Here is a 22,203-nt window from a genome sequence, read left to right as displayed (position 1 = left end):
TATGACGCTCTTCGGGCGCGAGGCAAGAGCGCGAAGGTCGCGCTCATCGCCTGCATGCGAATATTACTGATCAGACTGAATGCCATGCTGAGAGACGGCACCGAATGGCGGTGACGAATGGCAGGGTGAAGACAGTTGCTCCCACATTTGATTTGCGATGCCCGCGAGGTTTGCGCCTGCCCCGGTCCGGCTTTTAGAACCGATAGTTCAAACCCTGCGTCAACGAATGCTCCGGTGCCGGTTCCGGTCCTAAGGGCAGGCCCTTATTGGCGCGATGGACACGGTGGTGGCCCTTTAGTAGCATCGCGCGCTTTCCATAGCCTTCGCGTCAGGGACGATCCAATGCCGGTTTCCTCCAATCGCTCCACACGCGCCATTGCTGTCGCGGCGCTTTTGTCCGCTGTGCTCAGCGGCTGCGCCGTCAAAGACACGTACACCGATGCCACCGAGCCCGATGCCGCCAAGGTGCGCTTCATTGCCAACACCAGCAATGCGAAGCTCTACTACTACGATCCGGAGCATTGTGAGGGGCGAGTCACCGGTGAACTCAACAACCTGTACGCGCGTGATACCGAGCGCCGGGTGGGCATGAGTGTCGCGCCACCGGCCGATGCCAAGGGCTTTCTGGAGATCAAGGTCAAACCCGATCAGGATAATTACCTGCACCTGGGCACGAGTGGCAGCAACTGGGTGTGTGTCACCAGTTTGAGCCTGGCCCCCGAGCGCAATGCCGAATACGAGGTGACGCTGAATCTGCGCGACGGCCGTTGCGGCGTGCTGTTGAATCAGTTGAAGCGGATCGATGGAAGAGATGTGCGGTTGCCGATGCCGGTCATGGACAAGGGCCTGCCTGCCTGTGTCGGTCGCGGCACGTCATTCCCGATACTTCCGCCCGTGCTGCCCGACACGCCCCATCGGGTGATGTTGATCGACCAGATCTTCGACAGTGCGACCATCGCGCAGATGAAGCCGGACCCGGCCAAGGACAGCAGCGCGCGCTTCACGCCGGAAAAGCTCGACAAACTGATTGCCGAACGCAAGGCGAAGCTGGGCTTTACCCTGCCGGACGATTACTGGGCCCTGTACCGCCAGAACCTCATTGCCTTTGACGAAGAAGCGGCGGGAAACAAGGCGGAAACGTTCAAGCGTTACAGCGACAAATACCGTCTGCGCCTGCAACGTCTGACGGATCAGCAACTGGAACAATGGGCACACCCTGAGGACAAGGCGTCCAGGCCCACGCACTTTGTGGCGTCCGAGGAGCGCAAGACGATGACGAAGTTTTACGTCCAGACCAGCCAGAACCTGCTGCTCGAAACCATCAACCACCACCTCGACCGGATGGCGCAAATGGATCGGCAGTACGGGGTATGTGCACGATATTCAGAGTGCTGGAAGCGCTGACAGGGTGTCGGGCGGCGAGTAGCACTCGCCGCCCCGAACGACTATTGCTGGCCGCTGACTGCCGCCGCCAGCAGCGGCGCAGCTTGCTCATCGGTCAGCGCCGCATGAACTTCCATGCTCATTACGTCACTCCATTGCAGCACCCACTTTTGAATCTGTACGACATCATCGGTTTCTGCGATGCCAAAGCCCCTCGAACCCCCAACGGCATGCCAGCGCCCCAGCATCTTGACGCCTGAGGGCGGAGCTCCTCTGGTCTCGATGAAACGCTTGATCACGGTGTTACGGTTTTGCGGACTGATGGACCAACTGACCATGAATAACATTTGCCACCTCCTGCTACGGACTGGCACCTGTTGCTCTTCGCGCGCCTGGCTGGCGCCGGGACCACGGCCACGCCTGTTTCCCGCGTCATCCTGTCGGGTCTGAAACGATTGCTCCCTTGAGAAGGCATAGCAGCGCGCGGCGGTTCGCGTATGACCGCTGATCCTCTTTTATTGCGTCTGGAATTGATCGCGGCGCCTGATCGTCAGGCATCGCGCAACAGGTCGTTGGCGTTGAGCAGTTCGTAGGCGATTTCCGGACGTTTCTCCAGGCCGCGGCGAATGGCGGTGGGGATGGCCTGGCGGGTTTTGCGGCACAGGCCGGGCAGCTCGGCGATGGTAATGGCGATGCCACGCATGGTGCGGACCTCGTTGAAACCGGGGGCGACTTCTACCCGGATGCCCAGTTGCTCGTACATCCGTTGCTGCAGCCGTTCGAGGTCGCTCAGGCTCTGGAGATTTTCCAGGCGTTCGATCAGGCGCTTTTCCTCGGCGCGGGTCAGAAACAGGATGCGCAAGTCCGCGCCGGGTGTTTCCAGCAGCGGTTCGCGCTCGCAGATGCAGGCACCGGGCGGGCAGGGTTGGCGGATCGGCAGCGAGGTCGTCATGGGGGCAATCATAGAGCGCGGTGTGCTGGTTTGCCCATAGGGATCGCCGGTGTGCTCGAGGGGGCGACTCTCGCCACAGCATCGCGAGGCGGCTTTCAGGCCGCCTCGCTTTGGCTTTTGATCTGCCCCGTCACGCACCGAGCCTGTCCGTCAACCGGTGACTACCTCCATCGCCGCCGTAATGCAGCAACGGATATATACCCCATCAAAAAGCCCGCCAACTCCGACTCAGGCCAGCATCGACAACAACCCTCCCTGACGATCAAGTTTGGCGAGGTCATCAAAACCACCAACATGCGTGTCACCAATAAAAATCTGCGGCACGCTGCGTCGTCCGCTTCGGCTGAGCATCTCCCGGAACCTCCCCGGTTCCGATTGAACGTTAATTTCCCGAACCGCAATGCCCCGACTCGCAAGCAGTGTTTTGGCGTTGCGGCAATAAGGGCAAGTGTCGGTGGTGTAGAGCGTCACAGTGTTCATATGCGTTCCTCCTGAATTGAAAGCCCTGATCAAACAGCGATCGCCGGAAAATCGATCTCGGTCAGGGCAACGTTATTGAGGTAATTAGTCAGGGTCTGCGACGCCACATGGCCGATCACTTCGACAATCTTGCTGTCGTCGATGCCGGCCGCCCGCGCCGCTTCGATCTGCTCGCTGCTCAAGTGGCCACGGCTTTCGGTGATTTGTCGGGCGAGGGTGGCGAACGCATTGAGCTGGCCGTCACGGGCGCTGAGGATGTCTTGTGCAGACAACCCGGCCTTGCCGGCAAACACGGTGTGGGCCGCCAGGCAATAGTCGCAACCATTCACCTGAGAAGTGGCGAGGGAGATCGCTTCTTTCTCGACGGCACTCAGCGACGTTTTACCGAGGGTCGCCGACTGTTGCAGATAAGAGGCAAGCACCGCAGGTGCATGGGCCAGCGTCTTGAAGACATTGGGCAGAAAGCCGATTTTTTTCTGCACGCCTTCAAGCAGCAGGCGGGTGGTGTCGGTGGCGTGTTCAAGGCTCAGGGTATTGATGCGGCTCATGGTGGATCTCCGTAGATGACTGCGCGGTGTGCGCTGGGTACGGAGTCCATGTTATTGACGGGGACTGGTCTATTGGGTGCAAATCGTCGAGGATATGCGACAGATCGTCCAAATTTGCACTCGGGAGCCTGCCAATGGATCGCTTGTCCACGTTGCTCAGCCATTTCGGCGTCAGTGCCGGAACCTTCCACAGCGGCACGTTCTGCGGCACCACGGGTTTTGACGGTGAGCAGGCATATGGGCACCTACATTTGCTTAAAGCCGGTGAACTGACTCTCAAACTGGCCGATGAGCGCGACATCCAGCTCAACAAACCGACCCTGATTTTTTTCCCTCGGCCTTTCCGTCATCGCTTGTTGGCCGCTGAAACATCTGACACACAACTGGTGTGCGCTTCTCTGACCTTCGATGGCGGAGCGGGCAATGCGCTGGCAGCAGCCTTGCCCGATTACCTGGTGCTGGGCCTCGATGAAATACCGAGCATGACCGGTACGCTGGACTGGCTTTTCAACGAAGCCTTCGGCGGTACTTGCGGTCGCGAAGCGATGATGGACCGTCTGTTCGAAGTGCTGGTCATCCAGTTGCTGCGGCACCTGTTGGCTAACCATCAGCAAAAAACCGGCATGATGGCCGGTCTTGCAGACCCGCGCCTGGCGCGCTCGTTGAGCCTGATGCATGACACCCCCGGCAACGCCTGGACCGTGGCTGAGTTGTCAGCGGCGGCCAACATGTCCCGGGCCAGCTTCGCCGAATACTTTCGTCAGGTGGTGGGGCAGACCCCGGTTGATTATCTGGTGAGCTGGCGCATCAGTCTGGCGCAGAAGCGTTTGCGTGAGGGCAAGTCCATCGCACTGATTGCCGATGAGGTGGGCTATGAAAGTCCTTCGGCACTGGCTCGGGCGTTTCGACGCAAGACCGGCGTCAGTCCGCGTGAATGGATGCGCAACGGGAAGGAACGGTAGTTTTTTGTCGTCGGCCATTCGGCGAGGTGCAGAGCCCGGTTTTTAATGCCTCAGACAGGGCACTCATGCCCACGCTTGAGCCCTTTCACATGAATAGAGAGAGCTGGATTGAAAGGCATTTATTGGCGTTATTTTGACGCCATTCTCCATAGGAGTTTATTTTTATTTATTGTGGTGACAGACCATTGACGTAATGGCGATGTGCTTATAGGCTCCAAGTAACTGGGTAACGAATCCTTCATTCGATAACAGGAAAACCCTGTGTGCAGGGAGGCGGTCATCATGCGTTCATCACTGGTTATCAAATCCGTTTTGTTCTGTGTGCTCTTTAGTGGTGCGGCCATTGCCAACGCTCACGTGACCAATTTGGCCCATGAAATTAACCGCATAGCCGATTCCTGCGCAGGGGCTGGTCCAAAAACGGGCAAGGTCGTCGAAGTGCAGGCCGGTGCCCCTTCTCCTGTTGCAACCGGCCATGGCGCGCCGGTTCCGGTCAGCGATATTTCCTCGGTTGATACTGCAAAAGATCAACTCGACAGTCTAATCAACACTGTCGCCAAGGCGGGCGTAACCGTCAATAGTTCTTCCTGTGACGGATTAATGGCGCAACTAAATACTGACAATTTCGCGGCAGATTTAGAAACTCAGACTAAAGTGTTGAGTGGGGGAGCTGATGCTTTCACCCATCAACCCAATGCAGTTCCGCTGTCTGCTGCTGCCTGGTTGTTTTCGTCCGCATTGTTCGGTTTCGTTATGGTCGCCAACCGCCGGAAGGTGTAGCTAGCAGATTGTTTTTACTGACGATTAAGTGGCGCATTGATACTAGTGATTGATGTCAGTTTGATGTGTCAGTGGCGGGCGATGTATTGGCTGAATGACGGACTCTATTGAACAGAGTGCTATTAATTTGGCGTACAAACATCGGGGGCAACATGTTTAACGACAAGTTACTGTTAATTAAAAAACTTCCCTCACTACAGTCCGTCCTGCAGCTAATTGATACGTCGGGTCGACGAAAAATGCCCCCCGCCAGCCGCAAAAAAATGCTCCTTGAATGGGGCCTGGGCGAAAAAATCTGCGAGCGTGATTTGCCCCCGTTTTTGTGTGAAACTCTTGGCAAGGCTACTTAGGCGGAGGGATCCCGATGTTACGTTTCTGGTTACCTGTAGTCTGCGCGCTGGCTGTCCTGCCCAGCATTTCCAGTGCCGTTGCAAACGACGCGGCATACCTGTTGAGTCCGGGCGACAAGCTCAATGTGTCTGTTTGGGGCGAAGACAAGCTCAAACAGGATGTGATCGTTCTTCCCAATGGAAGCATCACCTTCCCGCTGGCAGGGCAGGTCGATGTTGCGGGACTCGATACCACCGCAGTCGAAGAGAAAATAGCCGCCAAGCTTGTAAAGTTCATACCCGATCCGCAGGTGAGCGTCGTTGTCACGAGCACCGAAGGCAATCTCGTGTACGTGCAGGGTAAGGTCGTGAAACCCGGCCCTGTGCACATGTCCGGTCAAACGTCAGTGCTGCAGGCATTGAGCCAGTCGGGCGGTCTCGACAAATTCGCCGACACGGATGACATCAAGGTCGTGCGACTCAACGGGGCCAGGCAAGAGATCATGCGCGTCAACTACAGCAAGTTGATGTCCGGGGATGACATGTCCACCAACTTTCTACTTAAAGCCGGCGATACGCTGGTCGTGCCTTAGCCTTGCGCGATGCACTAGGGATTACTTTGCTTGCGCTTCGAACTACCGGGATTGCCACCGCAATCCTCATTCTGCCGTGCTCGGGTATGGCCTATGCGGCTACCTGGCAAACAGCAATCGCGGTGCCTTCGACTGTCGAGTACGACAGCAACCCCCTGTTGCTGACGAGTGATGAAAAGGGCGTGACCCGCACCATCATCGCCCCCGATCTCAGCCTTGTCGGCACTTCCGGAAGGGATGAGTTCCAGTTCGGTCTCGGGGTGTATGTCGTGCGTTCGTCCGATACCGACATCGTGTCAGACCGTGAAGACCCCAGGCTTAAATTCGGGTGGCACCGCGAGACTGAAACCGGTGGTTATGGACTCACGGCCCGCTATGAAGAGAGCTCAACGCTTTCCACCGAGGTTCAGGAAACCGGCGTGGTGGCTTCCGACGGCACGCAAAAGCTTTATACCGTGGGTGGCAACTGGCGTAGTGCGCTCAGCGAGCGAACCACCCTGCTCAACGAAACTGACTACACTCATGTCACTTACGACATTCCTACCCTGATCAACTATGACGAGTTGGCGAGCCGCTTCACCTTGACCTATGCATGGAGCGAGCGGGTCGAGCTGTTCACCCGTATTGGCGTGAGGCGTTATGAGCCGGATGAGGGCACCGCAGCGTCGTCCTCGAATAGCTACACCCCCACGGTTGGCCTGAATTTCCTGGTCTCCGAGGCATTGAAGGGATCTGTGTACGCGGGCGTCAATCAAGTCTCCGGCACGGGGGACGGTCCCACAGGGGAGGGCGGGGTGAACTTGCAGTATACCGGTGAGCGCTTTGAAACCAGCTTCGACGCCAGCCGTAGCACCGTCGCCAGCGGGGACGGTGGATTCGTCGAGGCCGATAGCCTGAAAGGCTCCGTCAGTTACCTCATCGATGAAACCCGACGCACCGGTTTTGATGCTTCCTGGCAAGACACCAAGGGGCAGACGCCCAATACCCTGGTCAATTACAGCGCCTGGGTCAGTCAGGAACTCTCGCCTTTTTGGAATGCCCGCCTATTCTTCACTTACAAAGAACGCAAGCAGGACAGCTTGCCGGATGCCAGCGCAAATGTCGTCGGGTTGACCTTGACTTATAGTTACCCCGGTCTCTGAAATTCAGCTTTGTGATGATCTATGACTACTGAATACGAAATGTCGGTCAACGACTACATTGCAATCATCAAGCACCATGCGGTGCTGCTGATCGTCAGTTGCGCGGCGATACTTGGCATCAGCATTGCGGTCGCGATGTCACTCCCTCCCACCTTTGAATCTTCCGGCACGATTCTGATCGAGTCGCAGCAAATCTCGCCTGAGCTGGTCGCGGCCAACAACGGCACCTTTGCCGATGAGCGCATCGAAGTCATTCGCCAGCGTGTGATGACCCGAGAGAACCTGAAAGCGATCATCGACAAATACAATTTGTTTTCTACTGGCCGGAATTTGAGCGCTTCCGAGAAAATCGACGAAATGCGCAATGCGATTGGCGTCACCCTGGTCAGCGCCGCGGTCAAGGGGCGCGGGGAAGTGACGATTGCGTTTCGCCTTTCCTTTGAGCACCGCCAGCCCGAGATTGCCACCCAGGTGGCCAACGAACTGGTGACGCTGTTCCTGAATGAAAACATCAGGCAGCGCACCGAGCGTGCCAATGAAAACACAGAGTTCGCCAAGCAGGAGGCAGACAAGCTCGAGGTTGCCCTGAATGCCCAGGACAGTCGCGTGGCGAAATTCAAGGAGGAGCACAGCGACGCGCTGCCCGAGAATCGGGAATTGCTCACGAACATGTTGACGCGCGCCGAAAACGACCTCAAAGACGTCGACCGTGACTACAAGGCGGCCCGTGAGGAATTGCGTTTTAACGAGTTGGAGCTTATCGCTGCCAATACCGGCGGGGCGACGAAGCCTGGAACGCTGGGTGTAGCCGCTGACAAACCGCAGGATCTGGGCAGCCTCAAGGCGGAGTACGCCCGTTTGCAGACGCTGTATACCGAGGCCCACCCCGATGTGCGTGCCGTGAAACGCAAGATTGCGGCACTTGAGGCGAACAAGTCGGGGGCGGGGAGTGCGGCGCTACCCGTCAATATGGATGTAGCGAAGGCTCAGGCACGGATCGCCGCCACTGAGACTCGTATCAGGTCACTGGCCGATCAGAAGCAGCAGACGCAGCAGAAAATAGCTGAATACGAAGCGCGGATCATTGAAATACCTCAAGTCGAACGCGGCCTGATCACGCTGATGCGCGACCATGACAACGCGAAAAAGAAATATGAGGAGATGCGCGCCAAAGAGATCAACGCAAGAATTTCCGAAGCCCTGGAACAGGAAAACAAGGCCGAGCGTTTTGTTCTCCTGGAATCGCCGCTGATGCCTGAAAAGCCGATTCGGCCCAACCGTAAGAAAGTGGTCGCCATGGGCTTCGTGCTTGCCCCGGTGGGCGCTGGTGCGCTGGTGATGCTTCTCGAAATGATGAGTTCGCGCGTGCGCGGGGCTGAAGCGCTGGCCAGTGTGTTGGGCAAACGCGTACTGGTTTCCATTCCCTACATTCACACCATGGCCGAACAGGAACGCCGCAAGAAGTGGCGAACGCGCCTGATCGTGTGCGCCGTTTTGCTGTTCGTGATCCTTCTGGTGATCGTGCACTTCCTCTACATGCCTCTGGATCAGCTGGCGTTCAAAGCGCTGGGTCGGTTTGCGTAAGGAATACAGACATGGAAATTATCAAGCCCGATACCGAAAACACCGAGCCCAAGAACTCGTCAAAAGCCATGACGGCCACCGCGCATTCTTCAGGTCTGAATGCGCTCAGTTATGTGCAAACCAAAGTGGTTCCTTTGCGGCCGGATCACCTCGAGCGCAATCGCATTGTGGCGTACAACAAGAACTCGAATATGGGCGGGGCTTTCGATCTGCTGCGTACGCAAGTTCTGAAAGTCATGGAGGAAAATGGCTGGCGCACGCTCGCCATCACCTCTCCGACACCGGAGGCCGGCAAGACGGTACTGGCGATCAACCTGGCCATGAGCATCGCTCATCACACCACCAAAACGGCATTGCTGGTGGATTTCGACTTGCGCCGTCCGACCGTGGGTGCCTGCCTGGGGCTGTCGATGGAGAAGTCGCTCAATGAATACCTGGCCGATGAGGCGGAGCTGCAAGAGGTTCTGGTCAACCCGACCTTGCCGCGCTTTGTAGTTCTACCGACCCGCAAGGCGATCCCTCTCTCCACCGAGGTGCTGTCATCGCCCAAGGTGAGCCACTTGATCAGTGATCTACGCGAACGCTACAACTCACGAATCGTGATTTTCGATTTGCCGCCCATCTTGAGTTCGGACGATGTCATTACCGTCCTGCCTAAATTCGACTGCGTCCTGCTCGTGGTCGCCAACGGCATGAACAACCGGAAAGAGATCGAGGAAAGCCTTCATCATCTTGGGACAGCCAATCTGATCGGTACCGTGCTGAACAAAGCAGAGCCGCAAAACCGCTCGTACTACTAGCGCTATCCTCAAGCGGTCGGCGCCATTGGCGAGCGCCGACTTCAGTGCCAGGGGTGTTTCTTTTCCCAGCTCCAGGCGTGCGTCACGATCTGTTCCAGCGAGGCAAATTGCGGTTGCCAGCCAAGTAGCGAGCAGGCTCTTTGGGGATCGGCCACAAGGCGTGGTGGATCACCCGCACGGCGCGGCGCATCGCTGACAGAGATGTCCTGACCGGTCACGCGGCGCGCAGTGTCTATCACTTCCTGTACCGAGAACCCTTGGCCGTTACCGAGGTTGAATGCCGTGCTTGCGCCACCGGCCAACAGGTAATCCACGGCCAGTGCGTGAGCGGCGGCCAGATCGGCAACGTGGACGTAGTCGCGAATGCACGTGCCGTCTGGCGTGTCGTAATCGCGGCCATAGACGGTGATGCTCGCTCGCCGGCCGGAGGCGGCTTGCAGGATCAATGGCAGCAGGTGGGTTTCCGGTTCATGGCGTTCACCCAGCTGCCCTTCAGGGTCTGCTCCGGCGGCGTTGAAGTAGCGCAGGCAAACCGACTTCAGCCCGTACGCGCGATCGAAATCTTCAAGCATCTGTTCCACCATCCATTTGCTGCGACCATAAGGATTGATCGCCGCCTTGGGATGTTCTTCGTCGATCGGCACATACACCGGGTCGCCGTAGACAGCGGCGGTCGAGGAAAAGATGAAGTGCTTGACGTTCGCGCGAACCATGGCTTGTAGCAGTGTCAGGGTAGCGGCCAGGTTGTTCTGGTAATACTTGGCCGGTTCAGTGACGGATTCGCCGACCTGGATGAACGAGGCGAAGTGGAACACGGCGTCGAAGCGGTGTGCGGCAAACAAGGTGTCCAGGGCTTGCGCGTCGGCGATGTCCAGTTCAACCAGTTTTCCGCCGGTCAAGGCGTCGCGATACCCCGTGGAAAAATTGTCGGCCACCACCAGTTCGTGACCTGCACGCAGCAGATGCTTGACCATGTGCGAGCCGATATAACCTGCGCCGCCGACCACCAAAAAATTCATCCTGTCCTCCTGGAAACTGTTGCTGAGCAAACGCGGATTGTACCGTCAGTGAGCAGCGCTTTTTCTCAAAAACAACCAATTGAAGGCCTGCACGCCGTCGAACTTGATCGTGTAGCGTCCGTCAACGTAGGTCGCGGGCAACTTCTTCATTTGCGCCAGCGTGCCTGGTGTGTACAGCGTCAAACCTGGCGGTCCCTGAATGCTGAGCGTACCTTCGAGCGGCTCGACATAAAAAGGTGTTTTGTCATCGTCTTTGGGGATGGCGCGGGTGCCCAGAGAAATCAGCAGGTCCTGCGACCGAGCGACAGGCGCGGCGTCCAGGCTTTGCACCACCACGCTGGCATTGGCGGTCTTCACTTGAACCCGGATGTTGCCGAGGCTGATCGACTCGCCGCCGATCCAGCCGGTGACAGCCTGGGTGCGTGGCGTATTGATAGTGTAGATGCCTTGTTTCCAGTTGCGCTTCAGTTCACCCGTATCGGTCGTGGATTCGCTGGCATTGGCGTCCAGCAACGATTGGTCAGGGTCATGAAACACCTGCGCATTGCTCGGGATAATGCCCGGCTGCAACCAGGGCAGTTCCGGCGTTTGTGGCATCGCGATTTGCAGCTTGCCTTTCTCCATGGCGGTACGCAGCAAAGCCGAGTTGGCCGGTGAGACGGGTTTGTTGAACAGGGTGTCGGGCGTCGGTGCGAAGACGTAAGTCGTATTGGCTTCGCTGACGTCGGCGCGGCGATAGAGCAGGGCGGCGGCGGGCAGGGTGGCCAACATTGCGGGATCGTTGTAGGCGTGCCAGTTGTCGGCCGTCACCCAGTCGCCGTCGAGCGGCTGCTGGCTATAGGCATATTGCATCAGCGCGTCCCAGCCCTGGTGACTGGCGGTGCCGGCGATATAGAGTGGCAACGAGTGGCGGTCAGGTGTCGGGAACGGTTCGTTGTTCCACTCGGTGACGGTCAGCGGTTTGCCGGTGACCTGGCCGGCGGCAATCCAGTCCACGATGCCTTCGCTGGTGAGCGGATTCTTTTCCAGCTGCCCACCGCCACCGTAGCTGTGCACGTCGATGACGTCGCCGGCCGTCAGGGCCGGCAAGGAACTCAGGCCGTCGCCTCCCCAACTGCTGGTGGTGGCAATCGGTACCTTCACACCCGATGCGCGCAGATGCTGAATCATGTCTGTGTTGAAACTCTGTTCCAGATCGTTGAGGAACAGCTTGGCGGGGCCATGCTCCCACGAACGCCAGGTGAGCCCCGCCGATAGGTTGTGCTGGCTGGCAAAGGCATCGGCCCGGTTCTTGTAGAGCTCCCAGTGCTTGGGGACTCCCTTGTCTCGCAACAGGGCGTTACCAAAGTGTTGGGTGACGTCGTTTTCGTTGGTGATCAGCACGGCGGCGATTGCCGGATCATCTTTATAGGCGAGGCCGGTAAAGGGATTTACATGGGTTATGTAGGCTTCGGTGAAGCGCTTCATTGCCTGCTGGATGGTGATGTTTACATACGCGTAGCCCTTGAGGCTGGCGTTGTTCTGCTCGTTTTTCGGCAGTTCTTCGAAGCCGAAAATGTTGTCTTTGGCCGTAAGGGCTCGCTCGACGTGCATGTCGAGCCATACATAAATGCCTTCGTCTTTCAGGCACTTGATCCACCAGTCGATTTTTTTCAGCGATTCTGCGCTGAGTCGCTGAGTGTCATGCGTCTGGTCGCGGTCGCCAAAAATGTTCGGGCTGACCCAAGGCGAATCATGGTGGTGCAGTCGCACAAGATTGAAGCCCAGCGCCGACAGGCGTTTGGCTTGTTGCCTGATTGCATCGTCGGACGTTCGGAACAGCGCATAGGACGTGATGTTGGTGCCCCAGAAGCGCGCCGGGGTGTTGTCCGCGAACATCAATTGTTCGCCGGACGCTTTGACGAAGCCGCGCTTGCCGGCAGGTTTTTCGTTTGCGTTGAGAAAGGACAGATCGACCGGGGAGGTTTTGATGTCGACCTTGTCATCTGGCCAGCTCTTCGGGTCCGTGAGTCCAAAGCGTTCTGTCGAGGTGGGGCCGAGCGTCATGTCACCGGAAATGCTCAAGGTGGCTTTGACATTCTGGCGACCGGGCTTGATTGAATTCTTGTAGAAAAAGGCCCGCACCTCGGATTGACTGCCGGGCTCAAAGTACACACTCGCCAGTGCCGGTTCAAAACGCATCTCGATGCGTCGACCTTGTGCATTGCCCCACGACCAGCCACGGTTACCGGGCAGCAAATCCGGCTTGCCCATCTCTCCGTCGAAAAGCGCAGGGTCGAAATTGAAGGTGATGCCCCCACCCATTACCCCCGACTTCACACTGTGTGCATCCAGGTCAAAGTCCCAGGTCAGCGTCTGTTCGCCTTCCTTCTGAATCTGCGCCGTCAGGTCGAAGTCCAGCGTTTTGTTCTGGCCGGTCAGGGTGTATTTGTAGGGGGAGTTGACCTCGAACCGGCTGACAGAATTCGTCCAGCCCCAGTTGCTCTCCCAGAACTCGAACTTTGAGGCAACGACAGGATTGCCACCGTGTACCAGCATGGGCAACCCGGTGAGTTCATCCACGCTGGCGACCCAGTCCGCCGCCCGGGTCGTGAATGGCCAGATCGCAACGCACAGCAAAACCGGGAGCAGCATCGAAGTGCGGCGAAACAAAGTGGTCATTGGCATTACCGGAGTTGGAGGTGGGCACTCGCAGTGACTGCGGTCGAAGTTTGCTTGAGCTTGCGCGCCATCTGGGCATAGGCAACACCTAGCCCGGCCACCGACCAATACACCACGGGGATAAACGTGATGCTGCTGACCGTCACGATAGTCACCATGATCCCCACCAGTGTCGCCAGGAGCGCGCGTCCGAGCCGGCGCGTCTCATCGTCCTTGTCGGGAAACGAACGCATCGCCTTGCGGATGCCCAGCAGGACAGTGACGAAAAAAGCCACGAACAGGGTCAACCCGATCAACCCGACCTGCAGCGCCACGTTGATGTAGGTGTTCACGATATCGATGATGCCCTGGCCCTGAATCATGGACTGCATTTCCGGCGTGTTGCGGAAGTCGAAAGCGCCGAACAGGGGATTGCGCTGGATAACGATCATTGCGTTATCGAACAAGCGTTGCCTGTACGTGATGTTCTCTACTTCGAGCGTGCCGATAAACGGTAGCAGGTCCAGGATTTTCTGCCCGCCAGGCACGATGGCCAGCAATGGAAGGGCGAGCACGCCGGCGAGCGCCAGCAGTATCAAGCGTTTGGCAGCGCGTCGCCCCGTGGCGATGAACGCTATGATCATGACGACGGCCCCGATCCAGGGGCCACGTGACAGCGGCGCGAACAGTCCGCCAGCCAGCAGGATAGCGCCAAGACGTCGCTGGAGCTTGCTGCGCACACCTTCCTGCAAAAACAGGTACAGGCCGAGAGCCACGCTGACGACAAACCCCAGCGCAATGGCCTGGCCGGTGGTGGCGCTGGCGCGCAATGAACCGCCACGGCTCAAGTAGCTGGACATTTCCCATTGCATGCCCAGGGCGTCCGTCAGCGCACTGTAGAGCAGCCAGCTCCGGACAAATTCGAAAAGCCCGATAATGGACAACACCATGGCGGCGAGGACAAAGGCCAACAGGGCGTCCTTGAAGTCGCTGAGGTTTTTCAGGGCCCGGCTGGCAACGTAGTAAGGCAGAAAAGCATCGATGAACAGGTAGACCGTTTGGCGCAACGTGTCGGTGAGCGTGGTTTCGCGCAGCAACAGCAGGCTCGTCAGTGTAAGGCCGCCGGCCAACAGTTTGTCGGGCCAGGTGCGCCCGAAAGGCAACGTGTCCGCTTGCCTGCGCAGCACAAAAAAGGCCGGAAGCAAGACGCACAGAGACAGCAGGCGGATATGGTTGAGATCAAAGAAGTAGTTGATCACGCCAAAGCCGGGAATCTGCGCCGACGCCGGCGGAACGAGAAACAGCAACATGAAGAACAGCGCCACGGGATTGCGCTCGCGTCTTTGTGCGACGCTCAGCACCACAGCGGCAACGGCGGCGTACACCCAGAAGCTGTGCGCGAAAAACGCCAGCAGGGTCAACACGAACCACAGATTGCGGCGACGTGTGAAGTCGTTGTACGGGATCAGGTCCTTTGCTGGTTGGCGGGCAAGGGTAAAAACCGTGCCGGCAAGAACCAGAATGACGATTAGCGCGCGTATATGCTCAGGCATGAATTCGTGAACTTATTGAATGGTGAGCGAAGCATAGTGGATTGCCTGATTGCGGCTATAGTAACGTTCGTGCAACAGCGTCCGGGATTGATGTTATGCCTTCAATTGATATATCGCCATCGTTGAGCCTGCGCAAGCGAGCGATATTCGCCGGGGCATGGAATCTCGGAGCACTTGTCACCTCTCAAGCCATGCGCCTGGGCGGCAACCTGATCATGGCTCGCCTGCTGATGCCGGAGATGTTCGGCATCATGATCATCGCCACCACCGTTTCGGTGATCATCCATTTGCTTTCCGATGTCGGCTTGCGCCAGAACATCATCCAGAGCCCGCGGGGTGACGACCCGGTATTTCTCAATACTGTGTGGACCGTGCAGATCGTGCGCGGCTTTGTCCTTTTTGCCACGACACTTCTGATCGCAGGTTTCGCCTGGTTCGCGCAGAGCATCCATCTGTGGTCGCCCGGATCCACCTATGCTGCACCCGAGTTGCCGCTGGTGTTGGCCATTACCGGTTTGTCCGCGATTATCTATGGTTTTCAGTCGACAAAAGTCGACGTGGCCGTTCGCTCATTCCAGCAAAAGAAAGTCGTGCTCGCCGAGTTTGCGTCGCAGATTGCCGGCCTGCTGGTGATGCTGGTTATCGGTTACTTCACCCGGTCTATCTGGTCGCTGGTGGGGGCGGGACTGGTCTCCGCTCTGGTCAGCCTGCTTCTGGGACATTTCTGGTTTCCGGGTCCGCCTAACCGTCTGCTGTGGGATCGTTCTGCGCTCCAGGAGCTGGTCGTCTTCGGCCGATGGATATTGTTGTCTTCAGCAGTGGGCGTACTGGCCATGAATGGCGATCGCATCTGGTTCGGCGGCAGCATGTCGGCCGCCGAACTGGGTGTCTATTCCATCGCCGTGCTGATTCTGGGGGCTATTACACTCGGTGTGCAGAGGCTGGTTGGCGCCGTGGCGTTACCAGCCTTCGGCGAGGCGGCAAGAAGCAATGACACCGTGCGGCTCCGCGCTTTGTATGATCGCTTCAAACTGATCATCGACATCGCCCTTCTGTTTATCACCGGGCTGTTGTGGGTCATCAGCCCACTGATCATCCACTGGTTATACGACGAGCGTTATGCCGAGGCCGGCAGCATGATGGCCATCCTTTCGCTGTCTTTCTTCACCTTGCGCTACGGCGTGGCGCATCAAGCCTGGCTTGCCTTGGGACTCACGAAGTACCAGGCCATGGATAACATCATTCGCGCCGTCTCGTTATGGGTGTTGCTGCCGCTGCTGCTGGCCCTGGGCGGTGTGAAGTATGCGATTTGGGGTGTTGCGCTGCATACGTTTCCTACACTTGTGCTAATTGTTTATGTGAACTGTCGTGTGGGGCTGTTCGATCTCAAACGCGAGCTTGTTGTGTTGCCGATGTTGCTGGTCGGGGTGTTGTGCGGGGAGTTGGTGTTGGGCATTGCCGAATGGCTTTGATTTGAACGAGGTCACTTGCTGCTTTCACGCCTTGGCGCAACATCATCCTTCGGGGGAGTGATGGGGTTTGATGTGTAGCTGAAAATACAAACGCAATCTTAATGTCGTGGGGCTTTGAATCATGAGTGAACTTGATTTGAATACCTCTGTGATGGGGCGCAGAGATTTCCTCCAGGCGTTTGCAGTATTGAGTCTTGGGGGGATGACATTTGGATTGTCCTCGTTCCTTGCTCCGCCTTCTTCTGAAAAAAACGGGTTTGTCGTGGTCAACGGCTGGGTGTTGCCTGCCCAGTATTTCCGGCAAACGCGCACATGATCAAAGATTACCAATCGCAGAAAGCACTCCGCGACCGCTATGACTTCTGCATCATCGGTGCCGGGCCGGCCGGCATCACGCTGGCGTTGCGCCTGGCCGGGAATGGTCGGCGCGTGCTGCTGATCGAGGGTGGGGGGCACGAATATTCGCAGCCTTCGCAAACCCTCTACAACTGCACCTCGACAGGGATGAATGTCTACGCTGAAGAAACACGCCTGCGCTTTCTCGGTGGTACGTCCAATCACTGGGCGGGGCGTTGCCGTCCTTTCGAAAAGTCAGACTTTGACGTGCCCCCTCCCGTCAATATTCCTGGCTGGCCCATAGCGTTTTCCGAGATCGAGCGTTATCTGCCCGCGGCCATGGCCATTGTTGATCTCCCGCCGGATTCGGGGTTCAAGGCCATCAATGCTTCCATGGATGGCAACGACTTCGTAGCGGATCGTTTTTTGCTGAGCCCGCCGACGCGGTTTGCACAAAAATACGCCAAGGATCTTCAAGAGACCGAGGGGCTCGAGGTCTTCATCAATTGCAACTGTGTCGATCTTGAGTTTGATGACAAGACCGGCTGCATCGCCTCCATCGTTGTGTCGGATTACGACAGGCACCGGGAGCGAGTGACGGCAAAACAGTTCATTCTGGCAGCGGGCGCCATCGAGAATGCCAGGCAGCTGATGAACAGTGAATCGCTGGCATCCGCGGGTGTCGTCAGCAAGGACGGCTTCGTCGGCAGATGTTTCATGGAGCACCTGAATCTCGACCTGGGGACTTTCATCCTGGGAGAGGGGCAGAGTACCGAGCCTCGACAGTACTTCACGAGCGATGCGTTTGTTGCGCAGTTTCAGTCAGGCAAAGGGAATGTGTCTGCTTCGCTTCTGGCGCAAGTGCAGGTCTATGGGCGAACGGCGGCCATCAAGGATTTTTTGGAGAACCTCGCCTGCGATGTCGGCCTGGCGCACAAGATCGATTTTATTGCCCGCTTCAATTGCCCCGGGGATGGGGTGATTACCACCCTGATCGAACAGTTTCCCAACCGCAACAGCCGCCTCACTTTGCTCAAGGAACGGGATGCATTGGGGATGCGCAAGGTCAACATCCATTGGGAACTGGCCCCCGAAGACAGGCATACCATCAAGTCCATAGGGCTGGAGGTGGCCAAGTGTTTTGCCGAAACGGGGCTGGGCTTCGTCAAGCTGGATGAATACGTGTATGACCTCGCTGTACCACTGAAAGTGGCGCCCCACGCGCATCATATGGGGACTACGCGGATGGCCTCGACGCCCGAGTCCGGCGTGGTCGACGAGAACTGCAAAGTGTTCGGCATCGACAATCTATACGTGGCGGGCAGCAGTGTTTTCGCTACAGCCGGTGCGAGCAATCCGACCATGCCTCTTATACAGCTTGCACTGAGGCTGGCAGATCATCTTAATCATCAGGCGGGCCCGGCGGGCAGATATTCCTGATACTACAATCAAAAAAACCGGGGTGTATCTGGCTCTGGCACGGATGAGAATCGCAGGATTGGTGAGGCTGACAGGATGATAGGGCTGGCAAGACGTGCTGTAAGTTATTACGTCAATAAAACGGGGCGGGGACGCTGGCTCTTTAAACGGTTTTGTAATCCTGACGGGTTCGAGTGGGCTCGATATCTGGCGCGCTGGGGATCGCTGCATTCCGTCGGCAGCAATGTGTGGATCAATGTCGGGTGCAATATCGCTGACCCCTCGTTGGTGCGCCTGGGCAACAACATCGCTTTATCGGATTGCACGCTGTTCTGTCACGATGGAGCCGTTTTCTTCTCCACTCTCTACAACGTAAAACTGGATTCTGTCGGCCCAGTCGACATCCGTGACAACTGTTTTATCGGGCATGGTGCGATCATCATGCCGTGCGTGACCATAGGTCCGGGTTCAATAGTCGCCGCCGGTGCTGTTGTCAGGAAGGATGTCCCGCCGGGTGTCGTGGTCGGGGGCAATCCAGCGAGAGTTTTTTGTACCGTTGAAGAGCTGATGAAAAAATTCGAGGAGCGTTGCAACGACTATCCGTGGATGGACGTGATCAGAGAGCGCACCGGTTCTTATGATCCAGATATGGAGTCGGCGCTTACGGCCATGCGAGTGCAGTACTTTTTTGGTGAGCCACCAAAATGACCCATACTCCCCTTGATGTGCTGGTGGTCAACTACAACACCGCGAAGCTGTTGCAGCCCATGTTTGACGCATTACGCCAGCCCAACAGTGCGGAGCCCACGCGCTATCTGGTCGTGGACAATGCCTCGGCCGATAACTCCCTGGAGCGCCTGGAAAACGTTTGTCCGGAAGCGTTGCTGCTGGCCAATGAAAAAAATGTGGGGTTTGGTCGTGCCAACAATCAACTGGTTGAGCACCTGCAGGGCAAGTACGCCTTGCTCATCAACACCGATGCTTTCGTTGCCGCAGACACCCTGAACAAGACGCTCGATTACATGGAGGCTCATCCGGATTGCGGTGTCCTCGGGGTTCGACTGGTTGGACGAGAGGGGGATCTGCAGCCCTCGTGTCGCTATTTTCCGACGCCATTGAACGTCTTCCTTTCGCGTACCGGGCTTGAACGTTTTTTTCCGGTGGTGAAAAGGGTCGACGACATGGAATGGGATCACGCCTCGGTCCGAGAGTGCGACTGGGTCCCTGGCTGCTATTACCTGATCCGCCGTGAAGTCATCGACCAGGTGGGCTTGTTCGATCCGCGCTACTTCCTTTATTACGAGGAGGTCGATCACTGCAAACGCGTCAAGCAGGCCGGCTGGAAGGTGGTTTTCTACCCGGACACCACGGTGGTGCATATCGGCGGAGAAAGTGCCAAGACGGTCGTCGAGCTCAATGCGGTGAGTCGACAGATACCCAAAATGCAGATCGAAAGCGAGCTGTTGTATTTCCGCAAGCACCACGGTCTGTCTGGCCTGGTGTTGCATATGTTTCTGGTGTGCCTGGGTGATCTGATTCTGGCGCTCAAGGCAATATTGAAAGGTCGTGGCCGAGCCGCCGTCGGCGCATGCTGGCAACATGCGCGTGCCACCTGGGCGCTGCTGCGCGAGACCAAATTCGCTACCCAACCAACACGGTAGAACCCTTCATGTTCGAAAACATACGTGCGGACTTGCGTGCATACGCGGGTGATTGGGGGGCTCAGGGTTTCTGGGTGATGCTGGTTTATCGCTTCGGCCGCTGGCGCTACGGCGTGCGGCCGGCATTGTTGCGCAAGCTGCTCTCCCTTATTTACAAAGTGCTCTACAAACTGGTGCAGATCCTTACGGGTATCGAGCTGCCCTGTGAAGTCGTGGTCGGACGCAACTTTGTCATCGATCACTTCGGCGGCATCATCATCAGCGGGTATGCACAGTTCGGCGATGATTGCCGGATCCGCAATGGCGTGGTCGTGGGCCTGAAGAATGTGAATGAACCGATCGCCCCGGTGATCGGCAATAACGTTGATATCGGCACCGGGGCCAAGGTGCTGGGCAATATCCGCATTGGTAACAATGTCGTGATTGGTGCCAATGCCGTGGTGCTGACCGATGTACCGGATGACTCGGTGGCAGTGGGCGTACCCGCGATTATCAAGAGAAGGCAGCCGGCAGAAGCAACAGCAAGCTCCATGGACACATCCGACTGCGACGCCAAGTGAACCCCATGGCGATCGGCATGGGTGTCGTTGTTATCGGTCGCAACGAAGGCCTGCGGCTTGAGCGTTGCCTGGCTTCGCTGGTCGGCGCGGCGGAGCAGGTGGTCTATGTCGATTCTGGATCGACGGACGATTCGGTGCAGATGGCCAAGGCGCTCGGGGTCGAGGTGGTCGAGCTGGATATGTCGATCCCGTTTACGGCGGCCCGCGCGCGCAATGAAGGGTTTGCCCGCCTGCAACGTCTGCTGCCGGCGATGCGTTACGTACAGTTTGTCGACGGTGATTGCGAGGTTGTCGAGGGCTGGTTGTCCCGGGCACAGGCCTTTCTCGATTCCCGAGCAGACGTGGCGGTGGTCTGTGGACGGCGCCGCGAACGGTTTCCGCAGCGCTCGATTTACAACTTGTTGTGTGACCTGGAATGGGACACGCCGATAGGCGAGGCCAAGGCCTGTGGCGGCGATGCGTTGATGCGGGCGGATGCCTTCACCGCAGCGTCGGGGTTTCGAGCGGACCTGATCGCCGGGGAAGAACCCGAATTGTGTGTGCGCCTGCGGGCGAATGGATGGAAGGTCTGGCGTCTGGCTGAGGAAATGACCCTGCACGATGCGGCCATGACCCGCTTCGGTCAGTGGTGGCGGCGTACATTACGCGGTGGCCATGCCTTCGCCGAAGGTGCTTTTTTGCATGGGGCTGCACCGGAGAAACATTGGCTACGGGAGTCGCGTCGTGCCTGGTTCTGGGGCTTGGGTGTGCCGCTGGCGACGGTGATCGCCATGTTGATGCTGGGCTGGTCAGGGCTGCTTCTGCTGCTGGTCTACCCTTTGCAAGTCGTGCGCCTGGCTCGCCGGGGCAGTAGATCAAAGCGCGAAAACTGGTTGCTGGCTTTATTCCTCGTACTGGGAAAATTTCCCGAAATGCTCGGACAAGCCAAGTTTCTTCTGAACAGATTCGGCACCGGCAAAACCGCGTTGATCGAATATAAGTGAGACGTCCATGAATAATTGGCTGCTATTGAAAAGCGTGTTTTCCCTGCACGCGGGCTATTCGTTAAGAGCCCTGAAAAACAAGCTTGAGTTATTGGTTTTGATTGGACAGAACTGGTCGGGGCTCAATGTGTTTCTGGGGCGCATGTCGAACGCCCTGGGCAAGTCCGGTGTCGAGAAGTTGGGGGGCGATTGTGTCGGTGTCGTTCATTGGCCCTACATCAGTAAAAACTGGAACGCTCAGGACAGACTGGGTGTGTTGGCTTCGCATTACGAGGTCATCACCAAAAGCTGCCCGCAATTATTGCTGTTCGGGCGAAGTGAAAGTCTGGTGTTGAGTGACTTGTCGGCATTCTCCGCGGGTTGTTTCCTTGTGCTGGATCGCCCGACGTGGTTCATGCGGGAAGGGGAGCTGGTACTGAATCTGTTTCAGGGGGATCTGCGCATCGCATCCATCGCGTTCACCTTGTGCCGCACGGACACTGAGTTATGTATTTTCATCGGCGCCGTTCAAGGGATACACAAAGGCGTGGAGAGTGATCTGTCGTTGAGCATCTACAGGGACCTGACAAAAGACTTTGAAGGGTTGCGGCCAAGAAGCTTTCTGATCGAAGTGATCAAATACCTGGCCATTAACCTCGGCGTTGAAAAAATCTATGCAGTGGGGGATGGCTATCGCCACCATCGTCATCCGTATTTCGGTACTGAAAAGGCTCAGGAGCTGGCGGCAAATTACGACGTGATCTGGTTGGAGCACGGCGCGACGCCTTCGGAGCGCGAAGATTTTTTTGAGATTCCGATGGAGCCGTCCAGAAAGCCGCTCGACAGTATCGCTTCAAAAAAACGTGCCATGTACCGCCGGCGCTACGAGCTTCTGGATGACACGTTCAGAAGGATAGACAGCGTGTTGTCAGCCAGTTACAGCAAACAGCGTGACGCCTCTGATCACCGTGCGACTGTGGAATCACCGGCAGCAATAACCCTCCGCAACGACCACTAAGCCTGGGTTC

At 57.4% G+C, this 22,203-nt stretch carries 22 protein-coding genes and 1 pseudogene; 16 read left to right on the top strand and 7 right to left on the bottom strand.

The window, feature by feature from the left end; all coding sequences use genetic code 11:
• Positions 1-114: pseudogene (locus tag FBY04_RS32725) on the top strand (IS110 family transposase); the annotation flags it as partial.
• A 228-nt stretch (positions 115-342) separates the two neighbouring features.
• Positions 343-1,404 carry a hypothetical protein gene (locus tag FBY04_RS12920; RefSeq protein ID WP_145315448.1) on the top strand — a complete coding sequence of 354 codons (1,062 nt, stop codon included), beginning with the start codon at positions 343-345 and terminating at the stop codon, positions 1,402-1,404.
• A gap of 41 nt (positions 1,405-1,445) precedes the next feature.
• On the opposite strand, the gene FBY04_RS12915 is transcribed toward FBY04_RS12920, so the two are convergent.
• The 4 genes from FBY04_RS12915 to FBY04_RS12900 all read right to left on the bottom strand — a co-directional run bounded on the left by FBY04_RS12915 (position 1,446) and on the right by FBY04_RS12900 (position 3,363).
• Positions 1,446-1,730 carry a DUF3303 domain-containing protein gene (locus tag FBY04_RS12915; protein WP_084322595.1) on the bottom strand — a complete coding sequence of 95 codons (285 nt, stop codon included), beginning with the start codon at positions 1,728-1,730 and terminating at the stop codon, positions 1,446-1,448.
• A gap of 203 nt (positions 1,731-1,933) precedes the next feature.
• On the bottom strand, positions 1,934-2,335 hold the full coding sequence (locus FBY04_RS12910; protein WP_084322594.1) for a hypothetical protein: 402 nt from the start codon (positions 2,333-2,335) through the stop codon (positions 1,934-1,936).
• Positions 2,336-2,563: 228 nt separating this feature from the next.
• Complete coding sequence (gene grxC / locus FBY04_RS12905; RefSeq protein ID WP_145315447.1) at positions 2,564-2,815, bottom strand: glutaredoxin 3; 252 nt, start codon at positions 2,813-2,815, stop codon at positions 2,564-2,566.
• A 29-nt stretch (positions 2,816-2,844) separates the two neighbouring features.
• The gene (locus FBY04_RS12900; RefSeq protein WP_145315446.1) at positions 2,845-3,363 is read right to left on the bottom strand and encodes a carboxymuconolactone decarboxylase family protein; all 519 of its coding nucleotides are present in this window, start codon (positions 3,361-3,363) and stop codon (positions 2,845-2,847) included.
• Positions 3,364-3,497: 134 nt separating this feature from the next.
• On the opposite strand from FBY04_RS12900, the gene FBY04_RS12895 reads away from it, so the two are divergent.
• From FBY04_RS12895 to FBY04_RS12870, 6 genes are all read left to right on the top strand, one after another.
• On the top strand, positions 3,498-4,325 hold the full coding sequence (locus FBY04_RS12895; protein WP_145315445.1) for an AraC family transcriptional regulator: 828 nt from the start codon (positions 3,498-3,500) through the stop codon (positions 4,323-4,325).
• A gap of 282 nt (positions 4,326-4,607) precedes the next feature.
• Entirely contained in the window at positions 4,608-5,105 is a 498-nt protein-coding gene (locus FBY04_RS12890) for a hypothetical protein (RefSeq protein ID WP_084322620.1), read from the top strand.
• Positions 5,106-5,469: 364 nt separating this feature from the next.
• The gene (locus FBY04_RS12885; protein ID WP_145315444.1) at positions 5,470-6,027 is read left to right on the top strand and encodes a polysaccharide biosynthesis/export family protein; all 558 of its coding nucleotides are present in this window, start codon (positions 5,470-5,472) and stop codon (positions 6,025-6,027) included.
• Between the two features lie 26 nt (positions 6,028-6,053).
• Positions 6,054-7,169, top strand: a complete 1,116-nt coding sequence (locus FBY04_RS12880; protein ID WP_145315456.1) for a hypothetical protein — start codon at positions 6,054-6,056, stop codon at positions 7,167-7,169.
• A gap of 21 nt (positions 7,170-7,190) precedes the next feature.
• A complete protein-coding gene (locus tag FBY04_RS12875; RefSeq protein WP_145315443.1) occupies positions 7,191-8,753 on the top strand; it encodes a lipopolysaccharide biosynthesis protein in 1,563 nt (520 codons plus the stop codon).
• A 68-nt stretch (positions 8,754-8,821) separates the two neighbouring features.
• The gene (locus FBY04_RS12870) at positions 8,822-9,553 is read left to right on the top strand and encodes a CpsD/CapB family tyrosine-protein kinase (RefSeq protein ID WP_256666886.1); all 732 of its coding nucleotides are present in this window, start codon (positions 8,822-8,824) and stop codon (positions 9,551-9,553) included.
• Positions 9,554-9,594: 41 nt separating this feature from the next.
• Here FBY04_RS12870 and galE read toward each other — a convergent pair whose 3' ends face one another.
• Genes galE through FBY04_RS12855 form a run of 3 tightly spaced genes read right to left on the bottom strand, consistent with a single transcriptional unit; the run spans position 9,595 to position 14,765 of the window.
• Positions 9,595-10,572, bottom strand: coding sequence for a UDP-glucose 4-epimerase GalE (galE, locus tag FBY04_RS12865; RefSeq protein ID WP_145315441.1), 978 nt, complete (start codon positions 10,570-10,572; stop codon positions 9,595-9,597).
• A gap of 45 nt (positions 10,573-10,617) precedes the next feature.
• Positions 10,618-13,233, bottom strand: coding sequence for a cellulase family glycosylhydrolase (locus tag FBY04_RS12860; RefSeq protein WP_178118280.1), 2,616 nt, complete (start codon positions 13,231-13,233; stop codon positions 10,618-10,620).
• A 5-nt stretch (positions 13,234-13,238) separates the two neighbouring features.
• Entirely contained in the window at positions 13,239-14,765 is a 1,527-nt protein-coding gene (locus tag FBY04_RS12855; RefSeq protein WP_145315439.1) for an O-antigen ligase, read from the bottom strand.
• 95 nt (positions 14,766-14,860) lie between these two features.
• On the opposite strand from FBY04_RS12855, the gene FBY04_RS12850 reads away from it, so the two are divergent.
• The 8 genes from FBY04_RS12850 to FBY04_RS12815 all read left to right on the top strand — a co-directional run bounded on the left by FBY04_RS12850 (position 14,861) and on the right by FBY04_RS12815 (position 22,193).
• Entirely contained in the window at positions 14,861-16,237 is a 1,377-nt protein-coding gene (locus tag FBY04_RS12850) for an oligosaccharide flippase family protein (protein WP_145315438.1), read from the top strand.
• A gap of 121 nt (positions 16,238-16,358) precedes the next feature.
• The gene (locus FBY04_RS12845) at positions 16,359-16,553 is read left to right on the top strand and encodes a hypothetical protein (RefSeq protein WP_084322582.1); all 195 of its coding nucleotides are present in this window, start codon (positions 16,359-16,361) and stop codon (positions 16,551-16,553) included.
• The gene (locus tag FBY04_RS12840; RefSeq protein WP_145315437.1) at positions 16,550-18,013 is read left to right on the top strand and encodes a GMC oxidoreductase; all 1,464 of its coding nucleotides are present in this window, start codon (positions 16,550-16,552) and stop codon (positions 18,011-18,013) included. Before FBY04_RS12845 ends, FBY04_RS12840 begins: the two co-directional genes overlap by 4 nt.
• A gap of 75 nt (positions 18,014-18,088) precedes the next feature.
• The gene (locus FBY04_RS12835; RefSeq protein ID WP_145315436.1) at positions 18,089-18,700 is read left to right on the top strand and encodes an acyltransferase; all 612 of its coding nucleotides are present in this window, start codon (positions 18,089-18,091) and stop codon (positions 18,698-18,700) included.
• Entirely contained in the window at positions 18,697-19,653 is a 957-nt protein-coding gene (locus FBY04_RS12830) for a glycosyltransferase family 2 protein (RefSeq protein WP_145315435.1), read from the top strand. Before FBY04_RS12835 ends, FBY04_RS12830 begins: the two co-directional genes overlap by 4 nt.
• An 8-nt stretch (positions 19,654-19,661) precedes the next feature.
• Entirely contained in the window at positions 19,662-20,213 is a 552-nt protein-coding gene (locus FBY04_RS12825; protein WP_084322578.1) for a serine O-acetyltransferase, read from the top strand.
• Positions 20,214-20,218: 5 nt separating this feature from the next.
• The gene (locus tag FBY04_RS12820) at positions 20,219-21,196 is read left to right on the top strand and encodes a glycosyltransferase family 2 protein (RefSeq protein ID WP_145315434.1); all 978 of its coding nucleotides are present in this window, start codon (positions 20,219-20,221) and stop codon (positions 21,194-21,196) included.
• Positions 21,197-21,203: 7 nt separating this feature from the next.
• Positions 21,204-22,193: a DUF535 family protein gene (locus FBY04_RS12815; RefSeq protein WP_145315433.1), complete on the top strand. Its 990-nt coding sequence runs from the start codon at positions 21,204-21,206 to the stop codon at positions 22,191-22,193.
• Positions 22,194-22,203 lie beyond the last annotated feature (10 nt).

The sequence above is a fragment of the Pseudomonas sp. SJZ080 genome, from assembly GCF_007828295.1.
Lineage (GTDB): Bacteria > Pseudomonadota > Gammaproteobacteria > Pseudomonadales > Pseudomonadaceae > Aquipseudomonas > Aquipseudomonas migulae_A.
This window is presented reverse-complemented; position numbering and strand designations above follow the sequence as displayed.